The sequence below is a fragment of the Brevundimonas vancanneytii genome, assembly GCF_901421975.1.
Taxonomy (GTDB): Bacteria; Pseudomonadota; Alphaproteobacteria; order Caulobacterales; family Caulobacteraceae; genus Brevundimonas; species Brevundimonas diminuta.
In genome coordinates this window covers 1,762,856-1,788,196 of record NZ_LR588407.1, presented here as the reverse complement: position 1 = coordinate 1,788,196, position 25,341 = coordinate 1,762,856, and the positions used below count along the sequence as shown (strand labels likewise).

Here is a 25,341-nt window from a genome sequence, read left to right as displayed (position 1 = left end):
AGGCCTGCCGCCTAGGCCGCGTCGTTCCGCGCGACAGCGTCGGGGTCGTAGTTCAGGATCGGCGCCAGCCAGCGCTCGGCCGTCTCCACGTCCCAGCCCTTTCGGGCGGCGTAGTCCTCGACCTGATCGCGGTCGATCTTGCCGACGCCGAAATAGTGGCTGCCCGGATGGCCGAAGTAGAGGCCGCTGACTGAGGCGGGCGGCGACATGGCGAAGGATTCCGTCAACTCCATCCCGGCGTTGGCGCCTGCGTCCAGCAGACGGAACAGGGTGGCCTTCTCTGTGTGGTCGGGCTGGGCCGGATAGCCGGGTGCGGGGCGGATGCCCTGATATTTCTCCTCGATCAGATCCTGCACTGAGGTCTGTTCGTCGGGGACGTAGCCCCACAGCTGGGTGCGGACTTCCTTGTGCAGCCGCTCGGCGAAGGCTTCAGCCAGACGGTCGGCCAGGGCCGTGGCCATGATGGCGGAGTAGTCGTCGCCCGCCGCCTTGAACTCAGCCGCCTTTTCCAGCTCGCCATGACCGGCGGTGACGGCGAAGGCGCCCAGATAGTCGGCGCCGTCCTCGGCCACGAAGTCGGACAGGCACAGGTTCGGCTTGCCGTTGGATTTCTTGATCTGCTGGCGCAGGCCGTGGAAGCGGGCGGCTTCGGTCGCCCGGGTTTCGTCGGTCCAGACGATCACGTCGTCGCCGCGCGCATTGGCGGGCCAGAAGCCGATGACGCCCTTGGCGGTGAACCACTTCTCTTCGACGATGCGTTTCAGCATGGCCTGTGCGTCGCGGAACAGGTCGCGGGCGGCCTCGCCGACGATTTCGTCTTCGAGGATCAGCGGATAACGCCCGATCAGCTCCCAGCTGGCGAAGAAGGGCGTCCAGTCGATGTGGTCGGCCAGATCCTGAAGATCCCAGGCCTCATAGGCGCGCACGCCGAGGAAGGACGGCGCCGGGGCAGGGGTCTGCGCCTCATCGGGTCGCCAACGGTTGTCGCGCGCCTGCTGCAGCGAGGCGCGGGCCTTCACCTCCTGGCCGCGGGCGTATTGCTCGCGGATGCGGATGTATTCGTCGCGGGTGGCCGCCTCGTTCTTGGCCTTGTCGGTCGGGGACAGCAGGCCAGACACCACGCCGACGGCGCGGCTGGCGTCGATGACATAGGTGGTCGAGCCCTTGCGATAGGCCGGTTCGATCTTCACGGCCGTATGGGTGCGGCTGGTCGTGGCGCCCCCGATCAGCAGGGGAATGTCGAAGCCGCGCCGCTCCATCTCGGCGGCGACGAAGGTCATTTCGTCCAGCGACGGCGTGATCAGGCCCGACAGGCCGACGATATCGACCTTATGCTCGATCGCCGCGTCCAGGATGCGGTCGGCTGGGACCATGACGCCCAGATCGACGACCTCGTAGTTGTTGCACTGGAGCACGACGCCGACGATGTTCTTGCCGATGTCGTGGACGTCGCCCTTGACCGTGGCCATCAGGATCTTGCCTGCGGCCTGACGCTCCTGACCGGCCTTTTCGGCCTCCATGAAGGGTTCTAGGTGGGCCACGGCCTGCTTCATCACCCGCGCCGACTTCACCACCTGCGGCAGGAACATCCGGCCCGAGCCGAACAGGTCGCCGACCACGTTCATGCCGTCCATCAGGGGGCCTTCGATGACATGCAGCGGGCGCTCGGACGCCTGACGGGCTTCCTCCGTGTCCTCGACGATGTAGTCGGTGATGCCGTGAACTAGGGCGTGTTCGATGCGCTTGGCGACCGTGGCGTCGCGCCATTTCAGGTCCACGACCTTGGCCGCGCCCTTCTCGCCCTTGTAGCGAGGCGCCATGTCCACCAGCCGCTCGGTGTTGGACACGTTCGTCCGCTGCGGCCGGTTCAGGATCACGTCCTCGACGGCTTCGCGCAGTTCGGCGTCGATGTCGTCATAGACGGGCAGGTCGCCCGCATTGACCGATGCCCATGTCCAGACCGGCGTTAATGGCGTGGTACAGGAAGACGCTGTGGATCGCCCGGCGCACCGGCTCATTGCCGCGGAAGCTGAACGAGACGTTTGACACCCCGCCCGAGACGCGGGCGTGGGGCAGGGTCTGTTTGATGGCCCGGACCGCCTCGATGAAGTCGACGGCGTAGTTGTCGTGCTCCTCGATCCCTGTCGCCACGGCGAAGATGTTGGGGTCGAAGATAATGTCCTCGGGCGGGAAGCCGACCTCGTTGACCAGGATATTATAGGCGCGGGTGCAGATCTCGATCTTGCGCGCGGCGGTGTCGGCCTGACCCACTTCGTCAAAGGCCATGACCACCACGGCGGCGCCGTAGCGCAGGCACTGGACGGCGTGGTGGCGGAAGGCGTCCTCGCCCTCCTTCATCGAGATCGAGTTGACGATCGGCTTGCCCTGAACGCATTTCAGGCCTGCCTCGATCACCTCCCATTTGGAGCTGTCGATCATGACCGGCACGCGGGCGATGTCGGGCTCGGCCGCGATCAGGTTCAGGAAGGTCCGCATGGCGACGGGTCCGTCCAGCAGGCCCTCGTCCATGTTGACGTCGATGACCTGGGCGCCCGCCTCGACCTGCTGGCGCGCGACCGACAGGGCGGCGGTGTAGTCGCCGTCGACGATCAGCTTCCTGAACTTGGCCGAACCCGTGACGTTGGTCCGCTCGCCGACGTTGATGAAGACAGGACGCATCACGACACCAGTTCGAAGGGTTCCAAGCCCGACAGACGCAGGGCTGTGGGGCGCTCCGGCACGGCGCGCGGGGTCACGTCCGCGACTTCCTCAGCGACGTGGCGGATGTGGTCGGGGGTGGTGCCGCAGCAGCCGCCGACGATGTTGACCAGACCCGACTGCGCCCATTCCTCGAGGAAGTGGGCCGTCTCGTGCGGCTGTTCGTCATACTGGCCCATGGCGTTGGGCAGACCCGCGTTGGGATAGGCGCTGACCAGGGTGTCGGCGACGCGGCTCAGCTCAGCGATGTGCGGCCGCATCAGCTCGGCGCCCAGGGCGCAGTTGAAGCCGACGGCGAAGGGCCGGGCGTGGCGGATCGAGTTCCAGAAGGCTTCGGCCGTCTGGCCGCTCAGCGTGCGGCCCGAGCGGTCGGTGATGGTCCCCGAGATCCACAGGGGCAGGGGCTCCAGCCCTTCGTCCTCCAGATCCTTGATCGCCTTGATCGCGGCCTTGCAGTTCAGGGTGTCGAACACCGTCTCGATCAGGAAGATGTCGACGCCGCCGTGGTGCAGGGCGCGCGCCTGCTGCTTATAGGCCTCATAGACCTCGTCATAGGTGACGGCGCGATAGCCGGGATCGTTGACATCGGGGCTCAGCGACAGGGTGCGGTTGGTCGGGCCGATGGCGCCGGCGACGAAGCGGGGTTTGTGCGGCTCCTTCTCCGTCCAGCGGTCGGCGACCTCGCGCGCGATGCGGGCGCCTTCATAGTTCAGGTCATAGACCGCGTCTTCCAGACCGTAATCCGCCTGCGCGATGGTGGTCGAGGAGAAGGTGTTGGTCTCCGAAATATCGGCCCCGGCCGCGTAATAGACATCGTGCAGATCGGCCACGATGTCGGGCCGGGTCAGGATCAACAGGTCGTTGTTGCCCTTCTGCGGGTGGTTGTGGTCGCGAAAGCGCTCGCCGCGGAAGTCTTCTTCCGTCAGATCGCGGCGCTGGATCATCACGCCCCAACTGCCGTCCAGCACCAGAATGCGCTCTTTCGCCGCCGCGTGCAGGGCGGCGATCCGTTCAGCGCGGGTCAGGGGGGAAGTCATCTACGCAACAGCCTTGGTTTCACGCACGCCCAGCACCCGGCAGATCGCATAGACCAGCTCGGCGCGGTTCAGGGTGTAGAAGTGGAAGTCCGAAAAGCCCTCTTCCTGGAGACGGGCGCAGGTCTCGGCGGCGATGGAGGCGGCCAGCAGCTTGCGCGTCTCCGGGTCGTCGTCCAGCCCGTCGAAGTGTCCCGCCAGCCAGTCGGGCAGGGCTGCGCCGCACGCCGCCGTCATCCGCTTCAGCCCTGCGAAGTTGGACACCGGCATGACGCCGGGGATCAGGGGAATGGTCACGCCCGCCGCCCGCACGCGATCACGAAAGCGCAGGAAGGCTTCGATATCGAAGAAGAACTGCGTCACGGCGCGCGTGGCGCCTGCGTCCACCTTGGCTTTCAACACCTCGATATCGTGGTCGATGGACGGGCTTTCCGGGTGCTTTTCCGGATAGGCGCCGACCGTGACCTCGAACCCGCCGATGCTGGCGATGGCGGCGGTCAATTCGGTGGCGTTGGCGTAGCCGTCGGCGCGCGGCGTATAGGCGCCGCCGATTCCGGCAGAACCAGGCGGGTCGCCGCGCAAAGCGACGATGTGATCGACGCCGATGGCCTTATAGCCCTCGATGACCTCGTCGACCTCGGCGCGGCTGGCCTCGACGCAGGTCAGGTGGGCGGCGGGGCGCAGGGTCGTCTCGCTGATGATGCGCTGGACGGTGCGGTGGGTCCGCTCGCGCGTCGAGCCGCCCGCGCCATAGGTGACGGAGACGAAGGCCGGGTTCAGCGGCTCCAGCCGCCGAATCGCCTTCCACAGATTGGCCTCTGCCTCGTCAGACTTGGGCGGGAAGAATTCGAAGGAGACGTTGACGGCGCTGCGGTTCGAACCGGCGCGGGCCACCGGGCCCAGCGGCGACAGCAGCAGGGCGCGGGCTTCGGCGAGAGAGGAGGGGGCCATCAGGCGGTCTTTCGGGCAGGGTTCGCGGCGCGTTCGCCGGTCCAGATGTGAACGGTCAGGCCTTCCGTGTCCGGCGGCAGGGCGATGGGCGCCGAGGGCGTCAGGCCCGCCTTGGTCAGCCATTCGCGGATCTCGGAGTCGGCGAAGCCCAGGCGGCGGTGCTGGTGCGCCTCGCGCAGATGTTCGAACTTGTGGGGCGCGAAGTCGACGATCAGCAGCTTGCCGCCCGGCATGACCAGACGCGCGGCCTCGGCCACGGCGGCGGCGGGATCGGCCAGGTAGTGCAGCACCTGATGCACGATCACCAGGTCGGCGCTTTCGTGCGGCAGGCGGGTCGAGAAGATGTCGCCATGACGCAGTTCGACCTTGTCCAGCCCGGCCTTGGAGACATTGGCGCGGGCGATGTTTAGCATGTTCTGCGACAGGTCGAGGCCGACCGACATCTTCGCCTGCTTGCCGAACAGAGTCAGCATCCGGCCCGAGCCGGTGCCCAGATCGACCACGCGCTCGAACGGGCCGGATCCGGCCGCGCGTGCGACCGCCGCCTCGACCGCGCTTTCGCAGACATAGAGGCTGCGCATCTGATCCCACTGGGGCGCGATCTGTTCGAAATAGCGGGCGGCGTCGATGGCGCGCTCCTTGCGCACTTCGTCCAGACGGCGATGGTCGGCCTCGCCCTCGCCGTCGTCCAGCAGGTCCAGAACGGTGTCGATCAACCGCCGCGACAGGGCGTCGTGCGACAGGCGGTAGAAGACGCGCGCGCCGTCGGGGAATCGCTCGATCAGACCGGCGTCCGCCATCAGCTTCAGATGGCGCGAGACGCGCGGCTGGCTCTGGTCCAGAACCCGCGACAGCTCCATCACCGACAGCTCTTCCGCAGCCAGCAGGGACAGGACGCGCAGGCGGGTCGGTTCGCCGGCGGCGCGCAGGGCTTCTACAGTCTGGTCAGCGGTCAGTGTCATGTGTCGTATAAAGATATCCTTATACGCTTATGCAAGCAAAATCTGGTCGCACGCGTCTTCTATCCGCGTAATGCAGGCACGGATCGTTCTTTGCTTGTCTGGAATGGGGGGCGAGACGGCCCCGAGGGGCGGAATTTCAGTCTGCGACAGGCGTCTTCAATGGCTCATCGGCAAAGTGGGCCGAGAGATTCTGTAGAAGCAGCATCAGCATCCCCTGCACCGCTTCGGTCGTGGCGCCGCCGGTATGGGGCGTCAGGACGGTGTTGGGCACGCCCACCCAACGCGCAGCTTCGGTCGGCTCCTGGGCGAAGACGTCCAGCGCGGCGCCGCCCAGTCGGCCGTCCTTCAGCGCGGCGATGACGGCGTCCTCATCGACCAATTGCCCGCGCGCGACGTTGACCAGCAGGCCCGACGGGCCAAGCGCCTCGATCACTTCGGCCGAGATGAGCCCCCGATTGTTCTCATCCGCCCGACAGGCGACGACGAGAATGTCGGAACCTTGGGCGAGGTCGATCAAGGTGTCGGTGCGAGGCCAGCTTGCGTCCTTCTCGCGCGGGCCCCACCAGCGGACGTTCATCCGCATGACGTCGGCGCGTCTCGCCACGGCCTCGCCGATATGGCCCAGACCGACGATCCCCAGTCTCTGACCGCTCAAGGAGGTGGTGATGCTGCGTGTGGAGAGGCTCCACCCGCCCGCGCGGAGCGTGCGGTCGCCCTCGGCGATCTGGCGGCGCGCGGCCAGGATCAGGCCGATGGCGTGGTCGGCCACGTCTTCGTGGTTCACGCCGGGGGCATGGGTGACGGGCAGACCGCGCGCGCGGCACCATTCGACGTCGATGCCGTCATAACCCGCCGTGAAGCAGGCGATCAGCGACAGATTGGGCAGGCGTTCGATCAGGCTCTTGTCCAGTTCGAACTCGCCCGCGACGATCAGAGCGCGGATATCATGGGCGGCCTCGATCGGCGGGCCTTCCCAGAAGCGATAGACGTCGTAGGCGCCTTCCAGGAAGGCGCTCAGCGGGGCCAGATGCCGCTGCATGATCAGGACGGCGGGACGCTGGGTCATGGGGACAGACTATCCCGCTTTCGCTGGAGCGCCAGTCCAAAGCAGAACGGCCCCCCGATCGCTCGGAGGGCCGCTTGTCATCTGGTCAGTTCGATCAGCGACCGAACTTCTGGTGCTGGATGCGCTTGGGAATGATGCTGTCCGCGCCCAGGCGGCGCATCTTGTCCTGTTCATAGGCTTCGAAGTTGCCCTCGAACCATTCCACGTGGCCGTCGCCTTCGAAGGCCAGGATGTGGGTGGCCAGACGGTCCAGGAACCAGCGGTCGTGGCTGATGACCACGGCGCAGCCGGCGAACTCTTCCAGAGCCTCTTCGAGGTTCTGCAGGGTTTCGATGTCCAGGTCGTTGGTCGGTTCGTCGAGCAGGATCAGGTTGCCGCCGGTGGCCAGGGTCTTGGCCAGGTGGACGCGGTTACGCTCACCGCCCGACAGTTGGCCGACCTTCTTCTGCTGGTCGCCGCCCTTGAAGTTGAACGAGCCGACATAGGCGCGGGTGTTAATCTCGCGCTTGCCGACCATCATGATGTCGGTGCCGCCCGAGATAGCCTGCCAGATGGTGTCGTCCGGCTTCAGGTCGTCGCGCGACTGATCGACGTAGGCTAGCTTGACCGTTTCGCCGACCTTGATGGTGCCGCCGTCCGGGGTTTCCTGGCCGGTGATCAGCTTGAACATGGTCGACTTGCCGGCGCCGTTGGGGCCGATGACGCCGACGATCCCGTTGGGCGGCAGCTTGAAGGTCAGGTTGTCGAATAGAACCTTGTCGCCATAGGACTTCTTCAGGCCGTCGACTTCCAGCACGACGTTGCCCAGGCGCGGGCCGGGCGGGATCTGGATGACGGCGAAGGATTGGGCCTGACGCGAATTTTCCTGCTCGGCGACCATCTTCTCATAGGCGGCCAGACGGGCCTTAGACTTGGCCTGACGGGCCTTGGCGCCCGAACGGACCCATTCCAGTTCGCGGGTGAGGGCGCGCTGACGGGCTTCGGATTCCGACTGCTCCTGCACGACGCGCTTCTGCTTGGCTTCCAGCCACGAGGAGTAGTTGCCCTCGTGCGGGTGGCCCTTGCCGCGGTCCAGCTCCAGCGTCCACTTCGTGACCTGATCCAGGAAGTAGCGGTCGTGGGTCACCAGGATGACGCAGCCGGGGAAGTTCTCCAGGTGGTGCTGCAGCCAGGCGACGGATTCGGCGTCCAGGTGGTTGGTCGGTTCGTCCATCAGCAGCATGTCGGGTTTCGACAGCAGCAGGCGGGCTAGCGCCACGCGGCGCTTTTCACCACCGGACAGGTTGGTGACTTCCCAGTCGTCGGGCGGGCAGCGCAGGGCGCCCATGGCCTGATCGATGCGGCTATCGATGTCCCAGACGTCGCCGGCGTCGATCTTCTCCTGGAGGGCGGTCATCTCCTCCATCAGTTCGTCGGTGTAGTTCTCGCCCAGTTCGGCGGCGACTTCGTTGAAGCGGTTGACCCACTGCTTCTCTTCGCACCAGGCCTCGACGTTCTGGCGCACGTTCAGCGCCGGATCGAGGTGGGGTTCCTGTTCCAGGTAGCCGCGCTTGACGCCGTCGGCGGCGCGGGCCTCGCCCTGAAACTCGCTGTCCAGGCCGGCCATGATCTTCAGCAGGGTGGATTTACCCGAGCCGTTGACCCCGACAACGCCGATCTTGGCGTCGTTGTAGAAGCTCAGCCAGATGTTCTCGAAGATCTTTTTGCCGCCGGGGAAGGTCTTGGTCAGACCCTGCATCTGGAAGATATATTGCTGCGCCATGCGTCGCGTCGCGCCCTTGATTCAGTGCGGATGGGGAAGTTGACGGGGGATGTAGCGATCCCGACGCCTTTGGGCAAATCTTCGGATAGGCGCGCGGCTTTTCGGAGGCGCTCTCAGCGGGCGGGAAGCACGGCCTCAAGAGCGCGCGTGAAGCCGACGGGGGCGACGGTCAGGTGATCCTCGTCCTCCAGCACCACGGAGCTGACTTTCAGGCCGGGATAGCCGCGCGATTCCAGGTTGCGGTGCAGAGCCTGCATGTCGCCGACCATGTCGGCCTCGCTGTTGCGGCGCGTCGGGCCGGGTTTCTCGTGACCGCCCACATACATGAAGACCTGGGCGTTCAGATCGCGATGGCTGCGGGCGTAGTCGGCCTCGACCCCCATCATGTAGCCCTTGTCGTACCAGAGCGACGGACTGCCCAGGACGTAGGACTGGAACATCGCCGGGTCGCTGAACAGGATCTGGGCGCCCAGCAAGCCGCCGTAGGAATGGCCCAGCAGGACGCGGTGGGCCGGGTCGGCGCGGAACGTCTTCTCGATGAAGGGCAGGGCCTGGGTCTTCAGATAGGTCTGATAGGCCGCGCCGCCGCCATGCACGGCGGCGCCTGAGCTGCGCGGGCCGTTGGGCGTCGGCGTGTAGTCGCGGCGGCGGCTGTCGGCGCCCTTGTCGCCGTCGGCGTAGGACAGGCCGACCAGGATGAACTCCTGCACGACCGGTCCCTCCAGATTCACCCGCCTGGCGATCTGGCGGATGATGGGGAAGGCGTAGTCCGCGTCGGTGACATAGAGCGTGGGGTAGCGGCGGCCGGGGTTGGCTTCATAGCCGGCGGGCAGGCTGACGAAGACCTGATAGTTCCGCCCGGACACGGGATCGGGCACGCTCCAGACCTGGGTGCCGGTCAGCACATAGGGCGCGCCTTCGGTCGCGACGGCGGGATCAGGGGCAGGGGCCGTTCGCGCATCCGCCTTTTCGCCGCATGCGCCCAGAAGCAGGGCGCCTGTCGTGAACATGGCGATCGTCGCCGCCGCGCTGAAAACCCGCATCCATTCCCTCCAAAGCTTCGCCGTTGACGCAAGGTTCGGGGCAAATGCGGCGAGGGAAGGGCGAGGACGTCAGGCGTAGTTGAAACTGATTGAGATGCGTTGTTCTTCGGCGCGATTGGCGGGCACCTCGTGGCGCAGCCAGCTTTCCCACATCAGCACCGTGCCCGGCGCGGGCTTCAGATAGACGAAGGGCTGCTCGGCCTCGCCGGCGGCGGCGGTCAGGCCGGGGCGGGCCATCATCATGACCAGGCGCGGGTCTTCGATCTTCAGCGAAGAGGCGCCGTCGGGCACGTGGATGTAGAGGGTGCCGGACAGAACGGCGTGCGGGTGGATGTGGCCGGTGTGCCCGCCGCCGGGCATCAGGACGTTGACCCACAGATTGTCGAGCTTCAGCTTCTTGGCCAGATCGAAATGCAGGCTCTCGGCGAAGCTCGCCGCGTGCTTGTCCAGCAGCTTCTTCAGCTCGGCGAACTCGGGGAACCGCTGCGGCAGATCGTTGATCGAGCCGTAGGATGTGTAGCCCGGATAGTGGTTGGCCCGGCACCACTCGATCCCAGCCTCGTCCTCCTCGGCCATGACCAGGCAAAGGTCGAGCAGTTCCTCATGCAGTTCCGCCCAGCCGCGCGACGAGGCGAGGTTGGCGTCATAGACCTGGGTGGCGAAGAGGGATCGCAAGGACATGAGAGGTGCAATAGCCCTTCTCCCCTTGTGGGAGAAGGTGGCCGAGCGGAGCGAGGTCGGATGAGGGGTTTCGCCGCCCCCATGCAGGCATCGATTTAAGGTCGCGCAACCCCTCATCCGTCATGCTTCGCATGCCACCTTCTCCCACAAGGGGAGAAGGGTGAGAAAGCCGGTTCTAGAAGCCCAGACCCGCCTCGCCGCGCAGGATCGCTTCGGCCTGCGGGCTGTGCTTGGCGCCGTCGCGGTCATGCAGGATCAGGGGCGGCAGCAACCGCAAGGGCGCCTTGCCGGTCTTGATGGCCTGGACCAGCACGCGCTTGGCGGGTTGGTCGGCGTAGGGGTGAATCGGGCGGATGGCGAAGGAGCCCGCCTTGGGCGCCAGCAGGCTCAGGATGTCGGCGAGACGGTCGGCGCGGTGGATGATGACGATGCGTCCACCCTCGCGCACCGCCTTCAGCAGGAAGCCCGCCCAGGCGGTCAGGCCGTCGTCGGCCATCCAGGCGCCGAGCTTGCCCTCGGCGGGCGCGCGCAGGGCGCCGGGGTCGTCGAAGAAGGGCGGATTGCTGACCGCCCAGTCGAACGGCGGCAGGTCCAGGGCGCGAAACCCCCGCGCCACATCGCCCTCCACGATGGCGGTGCGCGCTTCGGCGTTGTTCAGTTCGGCATTCTGGCGCGCGAGGGCGGCGGCGGCTGTGTCGCGCTCCAGCCCGGTCAGCAGGACGCCGGGGCGTCGGGCGGCGATCTGCATCAGGACGGCGCCCGCGCCGCAGCCCGCCTCGATCAGTCGTTCGCCAGGGCGCGCCTCGACGGCGGCGGCCAGTAGGGCGGCGTCCATGCCCGCGCGATAACCCTTCGTCGGTTGGCGCAAGCGGATGCGTCCGCCCAGAAAGGCGGATTCGGCCACATCTGCGGCGGCAGTAAGGGATGACTCGGCTTGACCCATCATAACGCCGCCACCATTGTGCGCCGCATCGCGTCCGGGCAAGCGGATGCGTGTGAATTTCGGGCGAATCTCCCCCTTCGCCCCTGTGCTGAAAGAGATTTCCGTGGACGCAGCTCTCGCCGTCGCTCCCCGTCCCAAGGGCGATGTGGACGCCCTGGTTCATCTGGCCAAGGACGACATGGCGGCGGTCGACGCCCTGATCATCGCGCGGATGCAGTCCGACGTGCCGGTGATCCCCCTGCTGGCCGAGCATCTGGTGTCGGCGGGCGGCAAGCGTCTGCGCCCGCTGCTGACCGTGGCCGCCGCGCGCGCGATCGGTCAGACGGGCGCCATCGAAGGCCCGAAGAAGCTGGCCGCTTCGGTCGAGTTCATCCACACCGCCACCCTGCTGCACGACGACATCGTCGACGGCTCGGAAATGCGCCGGGGCAAGGTCGCGGCGCACCTGATCTGGGGCTCGGCCTCTTCGGTGCTGGTCGGCGACTTCCTGTTCGCGCGCGCGTTCGAGTTGATGGTCGAGACCGATTCCCTGCGTGCTCTGGGCATTCTGGCGCGAGCCTCGGCCGTGATCGCCGAGGGCGAGGTGCTGCAACTGACGCGCGCTCACGATCTGAACCTGGACCTCGACACCTATCTGCAGATCATCCGCGCCAAGACGGCCGAGCTGTTCGCCGCCGCCGCCGAATCCGGCGCGGTCGGGGCGGGTGCGACGGACGAGCAGGTCGCGGCTCTGCGCGACTACGGCATGGCGCTGGGCATCGCCTTCCAGCTGGCGGACGACGCCCTGGATTACGGCGGCGCGACCGAGACCCTGGGCAAGAACGCGGGCGACGACTTCAACGAGGGCAAGGCCACCCTGCCGCTGCTGCTGGCCGTTCAGCGCACCAAGGGGACCGAAGACCTGTTCTGGGATCGGGTCATCACCAAGGGCGACCGCAAGCCCGAGGATTTCGACCGCGCGCGGCAGTTGATCGTCGCCAGCGGCGCGGTCGAGGCCACGCTCGATACGGCGTCGGAATACGCCGACCGGGCCAAGACGGCCTTGCAGGTTCTGCCCGCCGGGCCGTGGCGCTCGGCGCTGGAAGCCCTGGCCGACTTCGCCGTCAGCCGGGCGATGTGATGCTGGCGGCGCTGCTCGTCGCGGGGCAACTGGCCGCGCAGGAGCCGCCGCGCTTCCTCATGCCGCAAAGGCCGGGGGACGGGTTGAAAGCCGAGCTGTTTCGTCTGGAGCCGGGCGATCCCGGCGGTCAGGCGCGCGCCCTGCTGGGCGAGGCGATGACGCGGGACGACGCCGAACTGGTGGTGCGCCCCGTGCCGCCGATCATCATGCTGTATCGCGAGGGCAGTCTGCCGGACGGCCCGATCGTGCTCTACGCCGGGCCTGAGGTGGAGGGCGAGCCGGACGCCGCCTGCCGTCTGTCACGCCTTCCCGACGGAGAGATGGACAACTCGGAGCGCGCGCTGGCGTGGTGCGCGGGGTTCATCCTGAAAACGGCGCCGACGTTGAACATTCCGCCGGCGCCGGTTCACTGAAGGCTTATTTCAGGCTGGCGCAGAAGCGCTGGATGCGGGTGCAGCCTTCTTCCAGCACGGCTTCCGAGGTGGCGTAGCTGATGCGGAAGTAGGGGCTGAGGCCGAAGGCCGCGCCCTGGACCACGGCCACGCCCTCGGCGTTCAGCAGTTCGGCGGTGAAGGTTTCATCGTCGGTGATGACCACGCCCGACGGCGCCGTCTTGCCGATCAGGCCCTCGATCGACGGATAGACGTAGAAGGCGCCTTCCGGCTTCGGGCAACGGATGCCGTCGGCTTGGTTCAGCATGGAGACGACCAGGTCGCGGCGCTTCTCGAAGGCGGCGGCGCGCGGGGCCAGGAAGTCCTGCGGGCCGTTCAGCGCCTCGACCGCGGCCCACTGGCTGATGGACGAGGGGTTGGAGGTCGTCTGGCTGGCCACCTTGCGCATCAGGTCGATCAGCGGCTTGGGGCCGCCCGCATAGCCGATGCGCCAGCCGGTCATGGCGTAGGCCTTGGACACCCCGTTGCACGTCAGGGTGCGGTCGTACAGGTCCGGCGCGACCTGCGCCATGGTGACATAGTCGAAGTCGCCATAGACGAGGTGCTCATACATGTCGTCGGTCAGGATCCAGACGTGAGGGTGCTTGCGCAGCACCGCGGCCAGGGCTTCCAGCTCGGCGCGGGTATAGGCGGCGCCGGTCGGGTTCGACGGCGAGTTCAGGATGATCCACTTGGTCTTGGGCGTGATGGCGGCGTCCAGCACCTCGGGACGCAGTTTGAAGCCGTCGGCTTCCTCACCGACCACGGTGACGGGCTCGCCGCCCGCCAGCAGCACCATGTCGGGATAGGAGACCCAGTAGGGCGCCGGCACGATCACTTCGTCGCCGGGGTTCAGCGTGGCGACCAGGGCGTTGTAGATCACCGGCTTGCCGCCCGAGGCGACGTGGATCTGGTTGGTTTCGTAGGTCAGGCCGTTTTCGCGGGCGAACTTGGCGACGATGGCCGCCTTCAGCTCAGGCATGCCGTCGGCTTCGGTGTATTTCGTTTCACCGCGATTGATGGCTTCGATGGCGGCGGCCTTGATGTTGTCAGGCGTATCGAAGTCCGGCTCGCCGGCGCCCAGACCGATGACGTCGCGGCCCTGGCGTTTCAGTTCGCGCGCTTGGGCGGTCACGGCCAGGGTGGCCGACGGCTTGACGCGAGCGAGGGAGGCGGACTGAAGGCTGGACATGTCTATCCCGTCTGGTGGAAGTGATGGGGCCGGGGAGGCTGAGGCTTGATACGCAACCCCGCAGGGGCGCACAACGTTTGTGCGCGTCCTGGACGATCAAAAGGCGATTTGGGCGAAATTTATGCGGCGGGTCGTCGATTTTCTGCTGAATATGGAGGCCAAGCGGTGGCGCACCCTGGCCGTGACCCTGCTGCTGCTGGCGGGAATCATCGCCCTGTTCGCCTTGGGCAAGACGCAACTGGCGTTGGGGGCGGAGGACCGGCTGGAGCATTGGCTGGCCGGATACCGCATTGGGCCGTGGGGGCTGGCGGCGGCGGTGCTGGTGTTCACCCTGTCCGCCTTCATCGGCGTGCCGCAGTTCCTGTTGATCGCCGCCTGCGTCGTGGCCTTCGGGCCGTGGTTCGGTTTTCTCTATAGCTGGATCGCCACCATCGCCTCGGCGGCCGTCACCTATTGGCTGGGGCGCGGGCCGACCGCGCGGACACTGGAGCGCTACGGCGGCGGGACGGTCGAGCGCATCCGCAAATTCGTGGGCCGCAACGCCTTTTCGGCCAGCTTCATCATCCGCAACGTGCCCTCGGCGCCCTTCATCGTCGTGAACATGGCGTTCGGCGCGGTGCGGGCGTCGTTTCCGGCCTATCTGGCGGGGTGCGCCCTGGGGGTGCTGCCCAAGACGGCGCTGGTCGCCTTTTTCGGCGGGTCGTTCATGGCGGCGGTCAGCGGAGACGGCATCTGGACCTCGGTGATCCTGGCGGCCGTCGCGGGCGTTTGGCTTGTATTGATGCTGGCGGTGCGCGAGTGGGTGAAGCGCCGTGAGGCTGCGCGCAGCCTGCAAGTGGATTGATCGGAGAACGACGATGCTGAAGCTCTATTATTCGCCGGGCGCCTGCGCCGTCGCTTCGCACATCGGCCTGGAAGAGGCGGGCGCAGACTATGTGATCGAGAAGATCGACCTGCGCGCCGGCCAGCAGCGCACGCCGGAATATCTGGCCATCAACCCGGCGGGCGTGACCCCGGCCCTGCAGACGCCCAAGGGGGTGCTGACCCAGAACACGGCGATCCTGGCCTATGTCGCCCAGACCCATCCGCACGCCCAGTTGGCCGATCTGAACGATCCGTTCGAGTTTGCGCGGATGCAGGCCTTCAACGGCTGGCTGGCGTCGTCGCTGCACCCGGCGATCGGCAAGGCGCTGTTCTCCAAGCCGCCGCTGGAAGGCGAGGCGAAGGACGAGGCCGTGCGGATCGCGCTGGAAAAATACGACCTGGCCGAGAATCATCTGCTGACCGGTCCGTGGGTCATGGGCGAAGATCATTCGCTGGCGGACGGCTATCTGCTGGTCTTCACGCGCTGGGCGCGTCAGGCGGGCCTGCTGGACAAGGCGCGCTTTCCGAAGCTGAACGCCCATCTGGACCTGGTGCAATCGCGCCCGGCCGTGCAGCGCGTGCTCCATGCCGAGGGCATCACGGCGGTCTGAGCCGCGAACCCGCAAGCGGGGCTGGAAAGCTTGAGCGGAAAGGCTTTCAAGCCTTGCCGTGACAAGCCTGTGATCGAGGAGTCATAGGCGCTTGCAATCCCTGCGGCATGAGGGCAAACGGGCCTGTAGTCGGCTCGGCGAAGACGGTCAGGACAGCTTTGCGATCAACGTGAAGCGGGGGTAGGGCGTCGCCACAGCGGACGAATGAAATTCACGCCCTTGCAGGCCCGAACTAAAGCGGTACCGACGCCCATGCTTTCACCCCTCTTCGGCATGATTTCCAATGACATCGCTATGGATCTGGGGACGGCCAACACCCTGATCTACATGCGCGGCAAGGGGATCGTCCTGAACGAGCCGTCGGTCGTCGCCCTGCGTAACGTCGGCGGCCGCAAGATCGTCCACGCCGTCGGCCTGGAAGCCAAGCAGATGCTGGGCCGCACCCCCGGTCACATGGAAGCCATCCGTCCGATGCGCGACGGGGTCATCGCCGACTTCGAAGTCGCCGAGGAGATGATCAAGCACTTCATCCGCAAGGTTCACAACCGCAAGGGCTTCGTGAACCCCAAGATGATCGTCTGCGTCCCGTCGGGCGCCACGGCCGTCGAACGCCGCGCCATCAATGATTCCTGCCTGAACGCCTCGGCTCGCCGCGTCGGCCTGATCGACGAGCCGATGGCCGCCGCGATCGGCGCCGGCCTGCCGATCCACGAGCCGACCGGCTCGATGGTCGTCGACATCGGCGGCGGCACGACCGAAGTGGCCGTGCTGTCGCTGTCGGGCATCGTCTATTCGCGTTCGGTCCGCGTCGGCGGCGACATGATGGACGACGCTCTGATCGCCTACATGCGCCGCAACCATAACCTGCTGATCGGCGAAACGACCGCCGAGCGCATCAAGAAGGACATCGGCACGGCCCGCATCCCGGCCGACGGCGAAGGCCTGTCGATCGAGGTCAAGGGCCGCGACCTGATGCAGGGCGTGCCGCGCGAAGTGAAGATGAGCGAGCGTCAGGCGGCCGAAGCCCTGGCCGAGCCGGTCTCGCAGATCGTGGAAGCCGTGAAAGTCGCGCTGGAAGCGACGCCGCCGGAACTGGCCGCCGACATCGCCGACAAGGGCATCATGCTGACGGGCGGCGGCGCTCTGCTGCGCGGCCTGGACGCCGAGATCCGCGACCACACGGGCCTGCCGGTGCAGGTGGCGGACGATCCGCTGTCGTGCGTCGCCATCGGCTGCGGCAAGGTGCTGGAGCACCCGTCGTGGATGAAGGGCGTCCTCGAGTCGTCGCTCTGAGACTGATCGGCCTGCCGCAGGCGCCGCATTCCTGAAAAGGGGCGGATTTCTGTGACAGGCTCACGCTTTCGGCGGGCTTTGAGCCCGCCGATTCCTAAGCTCTAGCAGGAAGGCTGGCCGTGGCGTTTCGCGACGGACCGTTCGAGAATCTGAAGGTGCCGCTGGCCTGGACGGCCGCGGTCATGGTCGTCGGCGGAATCGTCGCTGCGGTCATGCTTCTGCTCGCCGATCGGCCGCAACCGGCGGCTGACGACCTGGAGCCCGCGCGCGCCGCATTCGACAGCGCCGCCGGAACCACGGGCGGGGTTCTCGCCGCGCCGGTCCGCTGGGGCGGCGACGCCGTGGATTACGTCAAAGGCTATTTCTTCGCCGTGTCGGAGAACCGCCGCCTGCGCCGCGAACTGGCGGAGATGAGCGCCTGGCGCGACGACGCCCTGGCGCTGAAGAACCTCAACGCCCGCTACGAACAACTGCTGGGCCTGCAGACCGAGCCGCCCATCGCCATGACGGCCGGACGCGCCATCACCGACGCGCGTGGCCCGTTCGCCCGGTCGCGCCTGCTGAACGTCGGCGCCGGCAAGGGCGTGCGCGTGGGCAATCCGGTGCTGAGCGAGCACGGCCTGGTCGGCCGCATCTCGGGCGTTTCTGGCGCACACAGCCGCATGGTGCTGCTGACCGACGTGGCATCGCGAATTCCGGTCATGGTGGAGCGCACAGACGCTCGCGCCATGCTGACCGGCGACGGCAGCCGCAGTCCGCGCCTCGACTATGTGCGCGGGCAGGGCTCTGTGCAGGAAGGCGACCGCATCCTGACCTCGGGCGACGGGGGCGGTTTCCCGCGCGGCCTGCCGGTCGGCGTGGTGGCCAAGGGCGTGGACGGCTCCTGGCGGGTCAAGCTGTACAGCGACCGCACGGCCATCGACTATGTGCGCGTCCTGCTGTTCCAGGATTTTAGCCAGCTGGCGGACCAGAACGCCCTGAACGCAGCCCCGTTGGCCAGTCTGAACACCGCGCCGCCGCCGAACGCCGCCCAGGCCGCCGCCATTCAGGACGTGGCCACGCGCCGCGCCGCCGCTGCACAGGCCGCCGCAGAGCGCGTCCGCGCCGCCAACGCCGCTCCGCCTCCGGCGCCGGTGGCGCCCGCGACTGCGACGCCGCCTCAGGCCCAGCCGACGCCGCGTCCCGCCGCGCCCCGGCCGACCGCCGCCACGCCGCCGCAACCTTCGGCGCAGGCCCAGACGCCGACCGCGCCTGACGGAGGCCGCGAGTGAGACGGACGATCACCGTGCGGATGGTCGGTCCGATGCAGTGGATCGGCTACCCGGCGCTGATCGCCGCGGCCGCCACCATCCTGTTCGCCATTCCGCTGCGCCTGTTCGGCCTGACCCTGCCCGAACCGGTCTGGCCCATGGTTCTGGCCTTCGCCTGGCCGCTGATCCGTCCATCCATGTTGGCGCCGGCGGTGCTATTTGGTCTGGGCGTATTCCTCGACTTCTTCTGGGGCGGCCAGACGGGCATGTGGGCGCTCAGCCTGTTGCTGATCTATGGCGCTATGCTGTTGGCGTCGAAGTATCTGGCGGGACAGGCGACCATCGTCCTGTTCGCTCTCTATGTCGCCTCGACGGGCTTGGCCTTCGCGGTCGCCTATTTCGTGACGCGCGGCAGCCTTGGGAATGCTCCCAATCTGTTGGCTGTTATGGGGCAGATGATCCCGACGCTTCTGCTCTTCCCCCTGGCTGATTGGTTGATCGAGCGCTTCGACGACGCGGACGTGCGATTCCGATGAGCAGCGAACCGCATATCTTCTTCTCCGACGTGAACGAGCGGCAGGGCTCCTTCCTGCGGCGCACCATGCTGCTGGGCGGGGCGACGGTCGTGGGCGGGCTGGCCCTGGTCGGACGCCTGGCGCATCTGCAGCTCTTCAAGTCGGAAGAGTTCGCCACCCTGGCGACGCGCAACCAGTTCAATTTCCGCCAGGTGCCGCCGCCGCGCGGCCTGATCAAGGACCGCAACGGCGTGGTCATCGCCGGGAACCGACCCAGCTTCCGCGTCCTGGTCGTTCGCGACGAGACCAAGGATCTGGACCAGACGCTGGACCTGCTGGGTCAACTGTTGCCGGACACCCTGGAGCGCCGTCGCACCATCATCCGCGAGGTCAACGCCGCGCCGCGTTTCTCGCCGGTCCCGGTCAAGAGCGACCTGACCTGGGAGGAGTTCTCCAAGGTCAATCTGCACGCGGCAGAGCTGCCCGGCGTCATGGCTGACATGAACGAGGCCCGCTATTACCCGCACGGCGGCGCCTACGCCCATGTGGTCGGCTATGTGGCCAAGGTGTCGGACCGCGACGTGCAAGCGATCCGCGACAAGGGCGAACAGCCGCCGTCCATCCTGTTCAACCCCGGTTTCCGCATCGGCCGACAAGGCATTGAACAATCGCTGGATCAGGATTTGCGCGGCGTCGAAGGCGGCAAGCGGGTCGAGGTCAATGCGCGCGGCCGCGTCGTGGCCGAGGACATCGCCGGATCGCGTCCAGCGGTTCAGGGGGCCGAGGTGGTGCTTACGCTGGACAACGACGTCCAGCAGCGCGCGCTGGAGGTGTTCGGCGAGGAGGCGGGCAGCATCGTCGTCATGGACGTCCGCAACGGCGACATCCTGGCCATGGTGTCGTCGCCCTCGTTCGATCCCAACCTGTTCGTGTCGGGCGTTCCGACCAAGATCTATCGCGCCCTGGCCGACTATGAGCGCCGACCGCTGACCGACAAGGCGTTGAGCGGCACCTTCGCGCCGGGGTCGACGTTCAAGCCGATCGTCGGGCTGGCGGCGATGAAGCGGGGGCTGGACCCCAGCCGCCGCATCTTCTGCAACGGCAGCTTCTATCTGGGGCGCCGGTTCGCCTGCCTGGGGCGGCATGGGGCGTTGGATCTGCGCGGAGCCATCAAGGCGTCCTGCAACGTCTACTTCATGACCCTGGCGACGGAGATGGGGCCGGACGCCATCGCCGAGACCGCGCGGGATATGGGCTTCGGCCAAACCTTCGACATCGGCATTCCCGGTCAGAAGGCGGGCCTGGTGCCGGACCGCGAATGGCGTCGCAAGAACCCGGTGCGCGGCGATGCGAAATGGTATCCGGGCGAGAATCCCAGCTACGGCATCGGTCAGGGCGCCCTGACGGTGAACGCCTTGCAACTGGCGGTCTATACGGCGCGTGTCGCTAACGGCCGCAAGGCGGTCTCGCCGCGCCTGATCAAGTCGATCGGCGGGGTGGAGCAGGGCGGCAGCGCCTTCGCCGACCTGCCCTATGACCCTCAGATGCTGCAGGTTCTGCGCGACGGGATGGAGGCGGTGACGGCCGCCGGGGGCACGGGCTTCCGCAACAGCCAGCTAGGTCTTGGTACGGTCAAGATGGCGGGCAAGACCGGCACGGCCCAGGCTCGCAACTACGGCTCCGGCTCACGCAAGGGCGCAGGGCGGCCCTGGAATCAGAAGGACCACAACCTGTTCGTGGCCTATGCGCCGACGGATAATCCGCGCTACGCCGTCTCGGTCATCGTTCAGCACGGCGGCCTGGGCGGCGGCACGGCCGGGGCGCCGCGCGCGCGCGAGGTGATGAAGGTCGCCTTGCTGAAGGATCCCGAAATCCGCGCTCGCATCGAATCGGCAGGCTTTGAGGCGCAGGAGGACGCCGGCGCGCGCGAGGCCGAGGCGCGAGGCGAGCCGGTCGACGGCGCCGGCGTCGACGGCGTCGCGCCGCCGCCCCTGACGGAGCCCGGACAATGACCGCATCCGCCCTGACGCGTCCCGGCGAACGCGACCGCCTGTCCAGCAAGTTCGCTGAGCTGGATTGGCGCGTCATCGGCCTGTTGTGCATCCTGGCCGGGATCGGCACGGCCATGCTGTATTCCATCGCGGGCGGCCACTGGCAGCCCTGGGCGGCCAAGCATCTGATCCGTTTCGGCGTCTTGCTGGTCGCCATGATCGGCATGGCCATGGTTCACCCCAAGTGGTGGTTCCATGCGGCCTATCCGCTGTACGGCGTGCTGCTGGTGCTGGTGCTGATGATCGAGTTCACGCCGCTGGGCTATACGGCGGGCGGGGCCAAGAACTGGCTGAACCTGGGATTCACCCGCATCCAACCGGCCGAGTTCGTCAAGATCGGCTTGGTGCTGGCCCTGGCGCGTTGGTATCACGGCCATTCGGCGCAGGAGGCGCGCTGGTCGTGGAAGCTGCTGATCCCCGTGGGGATGATCGGCGTGCCCTTCCTCCTGGTCGCCAAGCAGCCAGACCTCGGCTCGGCCATGATCATCGGCCTGACCGGGGCCGCCGTCATGTTCATGGCGGGACTGAGCTGGCGCGTCATCGCCGCCGCCGTGGCCGCCGCCGTGGCCGTCATTCCGCCCTTCGTCATGTTCGTGATGCATGACTATCAGCGCAACCGCGTGCTGACCTTCCTGAACCCGGAGGCCGATCCCTCCGGCACCGGCTACAACATCATCCAGTCGAAGATCGCCCTGGGCTCCGGCGGGCTGATGGGCAAGGGCTACGGCCTGGGCAGTCAGAGCCAGCTGGAGTTCCTGCCGGAACGCCATACGGACTTCATCTTCTCGACCGTGTCCGAAGAGTTCGGCTTCCTGGGCTCCTTCACCGTACTGGCCTGTTATGTCGCGCTGATCCTGATTTCGTTGCGGATCGCGGCCTTGTCGCACAGCCATTTCGGCCGGATCAGCGCGGCGGGCATGACGGCCTTCCTGGCGTTGTTCGTGCTGATCAACGGGGCGATGGTGATGGGGCTGGCGCCGGTCGTGGGCGTGCCCATGCCGCTGCTGTCCTATGGCGGATCGACCATGATGACGGTGATGATCGGCTTCGGCCTGATCCTGTCGATGCGGGTGCATCGCTATGTCGAACTGCCGAAGGGGCAGGGGCTGTTCTAATCGCCTGTACGAGCGTTAGGCTGTCGTCATGACTGTTCAGACGCCCGACACCGAAGCCGCCGACATCCCAAAGGCCGATCCGGCCATGTTCTCCGACTGCGGCGACACGCCTTGTCCGCAACCCGTTCTGGCTGATCCGAAGAATGAGGCGGCGGTCCAGGCCGAGGGGTTGCGGATGCGCGACAACCCGGCCGAGTGGGCCTTCGTGCGCCTGTCCAAGCTGATCGAGGAGTTCGAGGCCAACCTAGACAAGGACGAGGAGATCGGCGCGCGGGTCGTCGGTCTGCCGGGCGATGGGGCCATGCAGGTCATGGACGTGGGCTTCTGGGGCCCGGACCTGATCATGTTCTTCGGCCGGAACGCCGACGGCAAGCCGGTGCGCCTGATCCAGCACTACAGCCAGATCAATGTGGTGCTCAGCGCCATGAAGAAGCCGGAGGAGCGCGAGGCGCGCCGCATCGGCTTCCAGCTCAGCGAAATGGTTGAAAAGACCAATCCGAAATAGCCCCTGAACGCCCCTGTGACGCTTAGAGCGTCGCCGCCCAATCGGTGGCGCGGATCAGGCTGTCGATGATGCCGGGCTCGCTGGAGGCGTGGCCGGCGTCGCCGATGATGTCCAGCTTGGCCTCGGGCCAGGCGCGGTGCAGGGACCAGGCGCCCGAGATCGGCGTCACCACGTCGAAGCGCCCTTGCGCGATCCAGCAGGGGATGTGGCGGATGGTCTCGATGTTCTCGAGGATCCAGTGCTCGCTGTCGAAGAAGCCGCCGTTGGTGAAGTACCAGTTCTCGATGCGGGCGAAGGCCACGGCGAAGTCGGGATCGGCGAACTTGTCCGGCTTGCCTGACGGGCCCTGGATGCTGACGGTCTCGCCTTCCCAAGTCGCCCAGGCCACGGCGCAGCGGTTGCGCTCCTCGACGTCGTCGCCGGTCAGGCGCTTGTAGTAGGCGGCCATAAGGTCGCCGCGCTCGGCCTCGGGGATGGGGGCCAGGAAACGCTCCCAGGCGTCGGGGAAGATCATCGAGGCGCCGTCCTGATAGAACCAGTGCAACTCCTTCTTCGTCAGCAGGAAGATGCCGCGCAGCAGCAGGGCCAGGCACCGTTCCGGGTGCTTGATGGCGTAGGTCAGCGATAGAGTCGAACCCCAGGAGCCGCCGAAGACCACCCATTTGTCGATGCCCAGCATCTCGCGCAGGCGCTCGATATCGGCGACCAGATCCCAGGTGGTGTTGTTCTCAAGCGAGGCGTTCGGCCGCGACAGACCGCAACCGCGCTGGTCGAACATGACGATGCGGTATTTGGCCGGATCGAAATAGCGCCGCATCCCCGGATTGACCGCCCCGCCGGGCCCGCCGTGCAGGACGATGACCGGCACGCCGTGGGGATTGCCGCTTTCCTCGTAGTAGATCTCGTGGACGCTGTCGGTCGCCATCCAGCCCGAGGCGTAGGCTTCGATTTCCGGGTAGAGGTCGCGGCGCGCAGTGTTGGTCACGAGAGATGCCCTTCTGAGAAAAGGATCGGTCAGGTCTGAAGCGGTCAGGCCTTGGGGGGATTGGACTGGAAGGCGGCGAAGATCAGCAGGGCCCATCCGGCGATCATCAGCGCGCCGCCGACCGGCGCCACCGCGCCCATGACCGGCAGGCTCAACAGCCCAATCATGGCCAGGGCCAGGCAGAAGATCAGTCCGCCCGTGCTAGCCAGCCATCCGGCCAGGCTCAACAAGCGGTTCGTACCGAACAACGCCAGGGCGGCGGCCAGGACGGCGTGCACCATCTGATAGTGACCGCCCGTGGTCAGCAGGGTTTTGACGGCGGGTGCGGCGCCGTGAGCGGCGAAGGCGCCCAAAGCGACAGCCATGGCGCCGTTGAAACCGGCGAAAGCGAGCAGTTTGCGGTCAGGGCTCATGTCTAATGTCTAGACCACAAAAACCCCGAAGTCTGCTATCGCCCGCCGATGAAAGCCGCATCGCGCATGGCGCTGCAATATGTCCTGCTGTTCAGCGCCAGCGGCGTGACCCTGCCGTTCGCCGGCCTATGGTTCCGTGATCAGGGGCTGAGCGGCGCCCAGATCGGCGCCCTGCTGGCCATCCCCATGCTGGCGCGGGCGGTGACAGGGCCGCTGCTGGCGGTCTGGGCCGACGGTTTCGTGCTGCGGCGAACGCCCATCGCCCTTCTGGGGCTGGTCATGGCGGTCGGCTACGGAGGGGCGAGTCTGGTCGAGGGCTTTGTCCTCTGGGCGCTGTTCTGGCTGCTGGGCGCGACGGCGGCGGCGGCCCTGATTCCGCTCAGCGACGTGATGACCCTGCGCGTCGCGGGGCGGGAAGGATTCGCCTTCTCGCTGCCGCGCGGGTGCGGCTCGGCGGCCTTCGTCGTCGCCAATCTGGTCATGGGGGCGCTGCTGACGCGCGTGTCTTCAGACGCCGTCATTTTCTGGGCGGTCGCCGCCTCCTTGCTGATCGCGGTCACGGCCTGGCGCGTCCTGCCGGCCGAGCCTGTGTCTGAAGGCGGTCCTGTATCGAAGCTGGAGCGATTTCAGGGGCTGGGGCGGCTGTTGCGCCGCCCGGTCTTCATGGCGGCGATCTTCTCGATCGGCGCTGTGCAGGCGACGCACGCCTTCTACTACGGCTTCTCGGCCATCAGCTGGCGGGCGCAGGGCTTGGCCGAGAGCGTGACGGGGATGCTGTGGGCCTTTTCCGTCGTGGTCGAGATCGGCTTCATGTGGTGGATCGAGCCGTGGCGTCGCCGCATCGGCATCGGCCCGTGGACCATGCTGTTCATCGGCGCTGGGGCGGCGGTCTTGCGCTGGAGCTTGATGGCCTTCGCCCCGCCGCTGTGGATGCTGATCCCGTTGCAGATGCTGCACGCCCTGACCTTCGCCGCCACCTATCTGGCCGGGGTGCAGATCGTCGAACGCCTGTGCCCGCCGGACAGCCACACCGCCGCCCAGACCTTGAGCTCGGCTCTGTCGGCCGGGGTGTTGATCGGTCTGGCGACCCTGGCCAGCGGGCCGCTGTATGACGCCGTCGGGCTGAAGGCTTACCTGGCCATGGCGGCGCTGGCGTTGACCGGGGGGCTGGTCGGCCTGTGGGTGCGGTCGAAGGAAGCGGCCTCAGGCCACGTTTGAACGGGGCAGGGGCGCCAGTCGACGCGCCATCGCCGAAGCGGCCGTCTTGACCGCCGTCCGGACCGTGTTTTCGCTCTCGCCGTCAGGAATGCGCAGCAGGCCGATGGACGGAGACTCCAGGCTGTCGGGCAGGTCCGCCAGAATGCGATACAGAATATAGCTTCCCGCATCCTCTTCGGCGTCAGAGTCGGCGATGGCCGAGATCCCGGCCTCCGTTAGCTCGCGCAGGATGTCGGCGACCGGCGCTGTCACGCGCGCGATGCTGGGGGCGGTGCTGTCCAGCCGTCCCGGCTCGCCCAGACGGCGGTTTTCGGCGCGCATCTGCACCCGGATCGGACCGGCGTGAACGGTGCGTCCGACCAGCAGCAAGGCGGAACACTCGCCTCGCGACAGCAAGCCCGTCAGGGTTTCAGCCAGGGCTTCGGCCGAGGCGTCGCCGGGAGTCGCCAGAGTACGCGCGCCGGGCGGGTTCCAGGGCTCGCCGGACAGATCCTCGACGGGATCCCAGGCCCGATACGACGGCGACCAGGCGCAGATGGAGATGACAGGGCGTCGATCAGGACGGCCGTTGGAATCCAGACCCATCAAAGGAAATAGACCCCCTCTAGCGCCGTCGTG

Annotated in this window: 23 protein-coding genes and 1 pseudogene; 11 read left to right on the top strand and 13 right to left on the bottom strand. The window is 67.0% G+C overall.

Annotated features, from left to right (window positions below; all coding sequences use genetic code 11):
* Positions 1 to 11: 11 nt before the first annotated feature.
* From metH to FGL25_RS08775, 9 genes and pseudogenes are all read right to left on the bottom strand, one after another.
* Positions 12 to 2,679 (bottom strand): annotated as a pseudogene (gene metH / locus FGL25_RS08815) (methionine synthase).
* Positions 2,679 to 3,755 (bottom strand): homocysteine S-methyltransferase family protein, encoded by a 1,077-nt coding sequence (locus FGL25_RS08810; RefSeq protein ID WP_138141498.1) that lies wholly within the window; start codon positions 3,753 to 3,755, stop codon positions 2,679 to 2,681. Before FGL25_RS08810 ends, metH begins: the two are co-directional and overlap by 1 nt.
* On the bottom strand, positions 3,756 to 4,703 hold the full coding sequence (gene metF / locus FGL25_RS08805) for a methylenetetrahydrofolate reductase [NAD(P)H] (RefSeq protein WP_003164676.1): 948 nt from the start codon (positions 4,701 to 4,703) through the stop codon (positions 3,756 to 3,758).
* Entirely contained in the window at positions 4,703 to 5,665 is a 963-nt protein-coding gene (locus tag FGL25_RS08800) for an ArsR/SmtB family transcription factor (RefSeq protein ID WP_088411578.1), read from the bottom strand. The genes metF and FGL25_RS08800 overlap by 1 nt, the downstream gene beginning before the upstream one ends.
* A gap of 136 nt (positions 5,666 to 5,801) precedes the next feature.
* Positions 5,802 to 6,731, bottom strand: a complete 930-nt coding sequence (locus tag FGL25_RS08795) for a 2-hydroxyacid dehydrogenase (protein ID WP_138141497.1) — start codon at positions 6,729 to 6,731, stop codon at positions 5,802 to 5,804.
* A gap of 94 nt (positions 6,732 to 6,825) precedes the next feature.
* Positions 6,826 to 8,493: an energy-dependent translational throttle protein EttA gene (gene ettA / locus FGL25_RS08790; protein ID WP_076223197.1), complete on the bottom strand. Its 1,668-nt coding sequence runs from the start codon at positions 8,491 to 8,493 to the stop codon at positions 6,826 to 6,828.
* Positions 8,494 to 8,606: 113 nt separating this feature from the next.
* Positions 8,607 to 9,536 (bottom strand): alpha/beta hydrolase, encoded by a 930-nt coding sequence (locus FGL25_RS08785; protein WP_138141496.1) that lies wholly within the window; start codon positions 9,534 to 9,536, stop codon positions 8,607 to 8,609.
* A gap of 69 nt (positions 9,537 to 9,605) precedes the next feature.
* Complete coding sequence (locus FGL25_RS08780) at positions 9,606 to 10,217, bottom strand: TIGR02466 family protein (protein ID WP_138141495.1); 612 nt, start codon at positions 10,215 to 10,217, stop codon at positions 9,606 to 9,608.
* Between the two features lie 175 nt (positions 10,218 to 10,392).
* Positions 10,393 to 11,163, bottom strand: a complete 771-nt coding sequence (locus FGL25_RS08775; protein ID WP_138141494.1) for a tRNA1(Val) (adenine(37)-N6)-methyltransferase — start codon at positions 11,161 to 11,163, stop codon at positions 10,393 to 10,395.
* Positions 11,164 to 11,305: 142 nt separating this feature from the next.
* On the opposite strand from FGL25_RS08775, the gene FGL25_RS08770 reads away from it, so the two are divergent.
* Both FGL25_RS08770 and FGL25_RS08765 read left to right on the top strand, forming a co-directional pair.
* Positions 11,306 to 12,280, top strand: a complete 975-nt coding sequence (locus FGL25_RS08770) for a polyprenyl synthetase family protein (protein ID WP_197733873.1) — start codon at positions 11,306 to 11,308, stop codon at positions 12,278 to 12,280.
* On the top strand, positions 12,280 to 12,693 hold the full coding sequence (locus FGL25_RS08765) for a hypothetical protein (protein ID WP_128719948.1): 414 nt from the start codon (positions 12,280 to 12,282) through the stop codon (positions 12,691 to 12,693). Before FGL25_RS08770 ends, FGL25_RS08765 begins: the two co-directional genes overlap by 1 nt.
* A gap of 4 nt (positions 12,694 to 12,697) precedes the next feature.
* On the opposite strand, the gene FGL25_RS08760 is transcribed toward FGL25_RS08765, so the two are convergent.
* Positions 12,698 to 13,903, bottom strand: coding sequence for a pyridoxal phosphate-dependent aminotransferase (locus FGL25_RS08760; protein WP_138141493.1), 1,206 nt, complete (start codon positions 13,901 to 13,903; stop codon positions 12,698 to 12,700).
* A gap of 121 nt (positions 13,904 to 14,024) precedes the next feature.
* Here FGL25_RS08760 and FGL25_RS08755 point away from each other — a divergent pair, with 121 nt between their 5' ends.
* The 8 genes from FGL25_RS08755 to FGL25_RS08720 all read left to right on the top strand — a co-directional run bounded on the left by FGL25_RS08755 (position 14,025) and on the right by FGL25_RS08720 (position 22,107).
* Complete coding sequence (locus tag FGL25_RS08755; RefSeq protein WP_040345220.1) at positions 14,025 to 14,747, top strand: TVP38/TMEM64 family protein; 723 nt, start codon at positions 14,025 to 14,027, stop codon at positions 14,745 to 14,747.
* Between the two features lie 13 nt (positions 14,748 to 14,760).
* Positions 14,761 to 15,378, top strand: coding sequence for a glutathione S-transferase family protein (locus FGL25_RS08750; RefSeq protein ID WP_112999283.1), 618 nt, complete (start codon positions 14,761 to 14,763; stop codon positions 15,376 to 15,378).
* Positions 15,379 to 15,630: 252 nt separating this feature from the next.
* Entirely contained in the window at positions 15,631 to 16,671 is a 1,041-nt protein-coding gene (locus FGL25_RS08745; protein WP_003164688.1) for a rod shape-determining protein, read from the top strand.
* A 119-nt stretch (positions 16,672 to 16,790) separates the two neighbouring features.
* Positions 16,791 to 17,942 (top strand): rod shape-determining protein MreC, encoded by a 1,152-nt coding sequence (gene mreC, locus FGL25_RS08740; protein ID WP_138141492.1) that lies wholly within the window; start codon positions 16,791 to 16,793, stop codon positions 17,940 to 17,942.
* Positions 17,939 to 18,457 (top strand): hypothetical protein, encoded by a 519-nt coding sequence (locus tag FGL25_RS08735; RefSeq protein ID WP_232463961.1) that lies wholly within the window; start codon positions 17,939 to 17,941, stop codon positions 18,455 to 18,457. Before mreC ends, FGL25_RS08735 begins: the two co-directional genes overlap by 4 nt.
* Complete coding sequence (gene mrdA, locus FGL25_RS08730; RefSeq protein WP_128719951.1) at positions 18,454 to 20,448, top strand: penicillin-binding protein 2; 1,995 nt, start codon at positions 18,454 to 18,456, stop codon at positions 20,446 to 20,448. The genes FGL25_RS08735 and mrdA overlap by 4 nt, the downstream gene beginning before the upstream one ends.
* A complete protein-coding gene (gene rodA, locus FGL25_RS08725; RefSeq protein ID WP_046653517.1) occupies positions 20,445 to 21,602 on the top strand; it encodes a rod shape-determining protein RodA in 1,158 nt (385 codons plus the stop codon). Before mrdA ends, rodA begins: the two co-directional genes overlap by 4 nt.
* Positions 21,603 to 21,630: 28 nt before the next feature.
* Positions 21,631 to 22,107 carry a DUF6173 family protein gene (locus FGL25_RS08720; RefSeq protein ID WP_003164693.1) on the top strand — a complete coding sequence of 159 codons (477 nt, stop codon included), beginning with the start codon at positions 21,631 to 21,633 and terminating at the stop codon, positions 22,105 to 22,107.
* 22 nt (positions 22,108 to 22,129) lie between these two features.
* Here the strand turns inward: FGL25_RS08720 and pip are convergent, their stop codons facing one another.
* A complete protein-coding gene (pip, locus tag FGL25_RS08715) occupies positions 22,130 to 23,092 on the bottom strand; it encodes a prolyl aminopeptidase (RefSeq protein WP_003164694.1) in 963 nt (320 codons plus the stop codon).
* 44 nt (positions 23,093 to 23,136) lie between these two features.
* Positions 23,137 to 23,505 carry a DUF423 domain-containing protein gene (locus FGL25_RS08710; RefSeq protein ID WP_088411590.1) on the bottom strand — a complete coding sequence of 123 codons (369 nt, stop codon included), beginning with the start codon at positions 23,503 to 23,505 and terminating at the stop codon, positions 23,137 to 23,139.
* Positions 23,506 to 23,553: 48 nt separating this feature from the next.
* Here FGL25_RS08710 and FGL25_RS08705 point away from each other — a divergent pair, with 48 nt between their 5' ends.
* Positions 23,554 to 24,723, top strand: a complete 1,170-nt coding sequence (locus FGL25_RS08705; protein ID WP_138141491.1) for an MFS transporter — start codon at positions 23,554 to 23,556, stop codon at positions 24,721 to 24,723.
* Here the strand turns inward: FGL25_RS08705 and FGL25_RS08700 are convergent.
* Positions 24,709 to 25,308 carry a hypothetical protein gene (locus FGL25_RS08700; protein ID WP_138141490.1) on the bottom strand — a complete coding sequence of 200 codons (600 nt, stop codon included), beginning with the start codon at positions 25,306 to 25,308 and terminating at the stop codon, positions 24,709 to 24,711. The two genes, FGL25_RS08705 and FGL25_RS08700, sit on opposite strands and share 15 nt — an antisense overlap.
* Positions 25,309 to 25,341 lie beyond the last annotated feature (33 nt).

Coding starts and splice junctions, on each gene's coding strand:
- mrdA (WP_128719951.1), top strand. CDS start 18,454: ATGAGCAGCGAACCGCATATCTTCTTCTCCGACGTGAACGAGCGGCAG.
- FGL25_RS08765 (WP_128719948.1), top strand. CDS start 12,280: ATGCTGGCGGCGCTGCTCGTCGCGGGGCAACTGGCCGCGCAGGAGCCG.
- FGL25_RS08780 (WP_138141495.1), bottom strand. CDS start 10,217: ATGTCCTTGCGATCCCTCTTCGCCACCCAGGTCTATGACGCCAACCTC.
- FGL25_RS08700 (WP_138141490.1), bottom strand. CDS start 25,308: ATGGGTCTGGATTCCAACGGCCGTCCTGATCGACGCCCTGTCATCTCC.
- FGL25_RS08795 (WP_138141497.1), bottom strand. CDS start 6,731: ATGACCCAGCGTCCCGCCGTCCTGATCATGCAGCGGCATCTGGCCCCG.
- FGL25_RS08755 (WP_040345220.1), top strand. CDS start 14,025: ATGCGGCGGGTCGTCGATTTTCTGCTGAATATGGAGGCCAAGCGGTGG.
- FGL25_RS08785 (WP_138141496.1), bottom strand. CDS start 9,536: ATGCGGGTTTTCAGCGCGGCGGCGACGATCGCCATGTTCACGACAGGC.
- FGL25_RS08775 (WP_138141494.1), bottom strand. CDS start 11,163: ATGATGGGTCAAGCCGAGTCATCCCTTACTGCCGCCGCAGATGTGGCC.
- ettA (WP_076223197.1), bottom strand. CDS start 8,493: ATGGCGCAGCAATATATCTTCCAGATGCAGGGTCTGACCAAGACCTTC.
- FGL25_RS08760 (WP_138141493.1), bottom strand. CDS start 13,903: ATGTCCAGCCTTCAGTCCGCCTCCCTCGCTCGCGTCAAGCCGTCGGCC.
- FGL25_RS08720 (WP_003164693.1), top strand. CDS start 21,631: ATGACTGTTCAGACGCCCGACACCGAAGCCGCCGACATCCCAAAGGCC.
- FGL25_RS08800 (WP_088411578.1), bottom strand. CDS start 5,665: ATGACACTGACCGCTGACCAGACTGTAGAAGCCCTGCGCGCCGCCGGC.
- metF (WP_003164676.1), bottom strand. CDS start 4,703: ATGGCCCCCTCCTCTCTCGCCGAAGCCCGCGCCCTGCTGCTGTCGCCG.
- FGL25_RS08705 (WP_138141491.1), top strand. CDS start 23,554: ATGAAAGCCGCATCGCGCATGGCGCTGCAATATGTCCTGCTGTTCAGC.
- FGL25_RS08810 (WP_138141498.1), bottom strand. CDS start 3,755: ATGACTTCCCCCCTGACCCGCGCTGAACGGATCGCCGCCCTGCACGCG.
- FGL25_RS08710 (WP_088411590.1), bottom strand. CDS start 23,505: ATGAGCCCTGACCGCAAACTGCTCGCTTTCGCCGGTTTCAACGGCGCC.
- rodA (WP_046653517.1), top strand. CDS start 20,445: ATGACCGCATCCGCCCTGACGCGTCCCGGCGAACGCGACCGCCTGTCC.
- FGL25_RS08745 (WP_003164688.1), top strand. CDS start 15,631: ATGCTTTCACCCCTCTTCGGCATGATTTCCAATGACATCGCTATGGAT.
- FGL25_RS08750 (WP_112999283.1), top strand. CDS start 14,761: ATGCTGAAGCTCTATTATTCGCCGGGCGCCTGCGCCGTCGCTTCGCAC.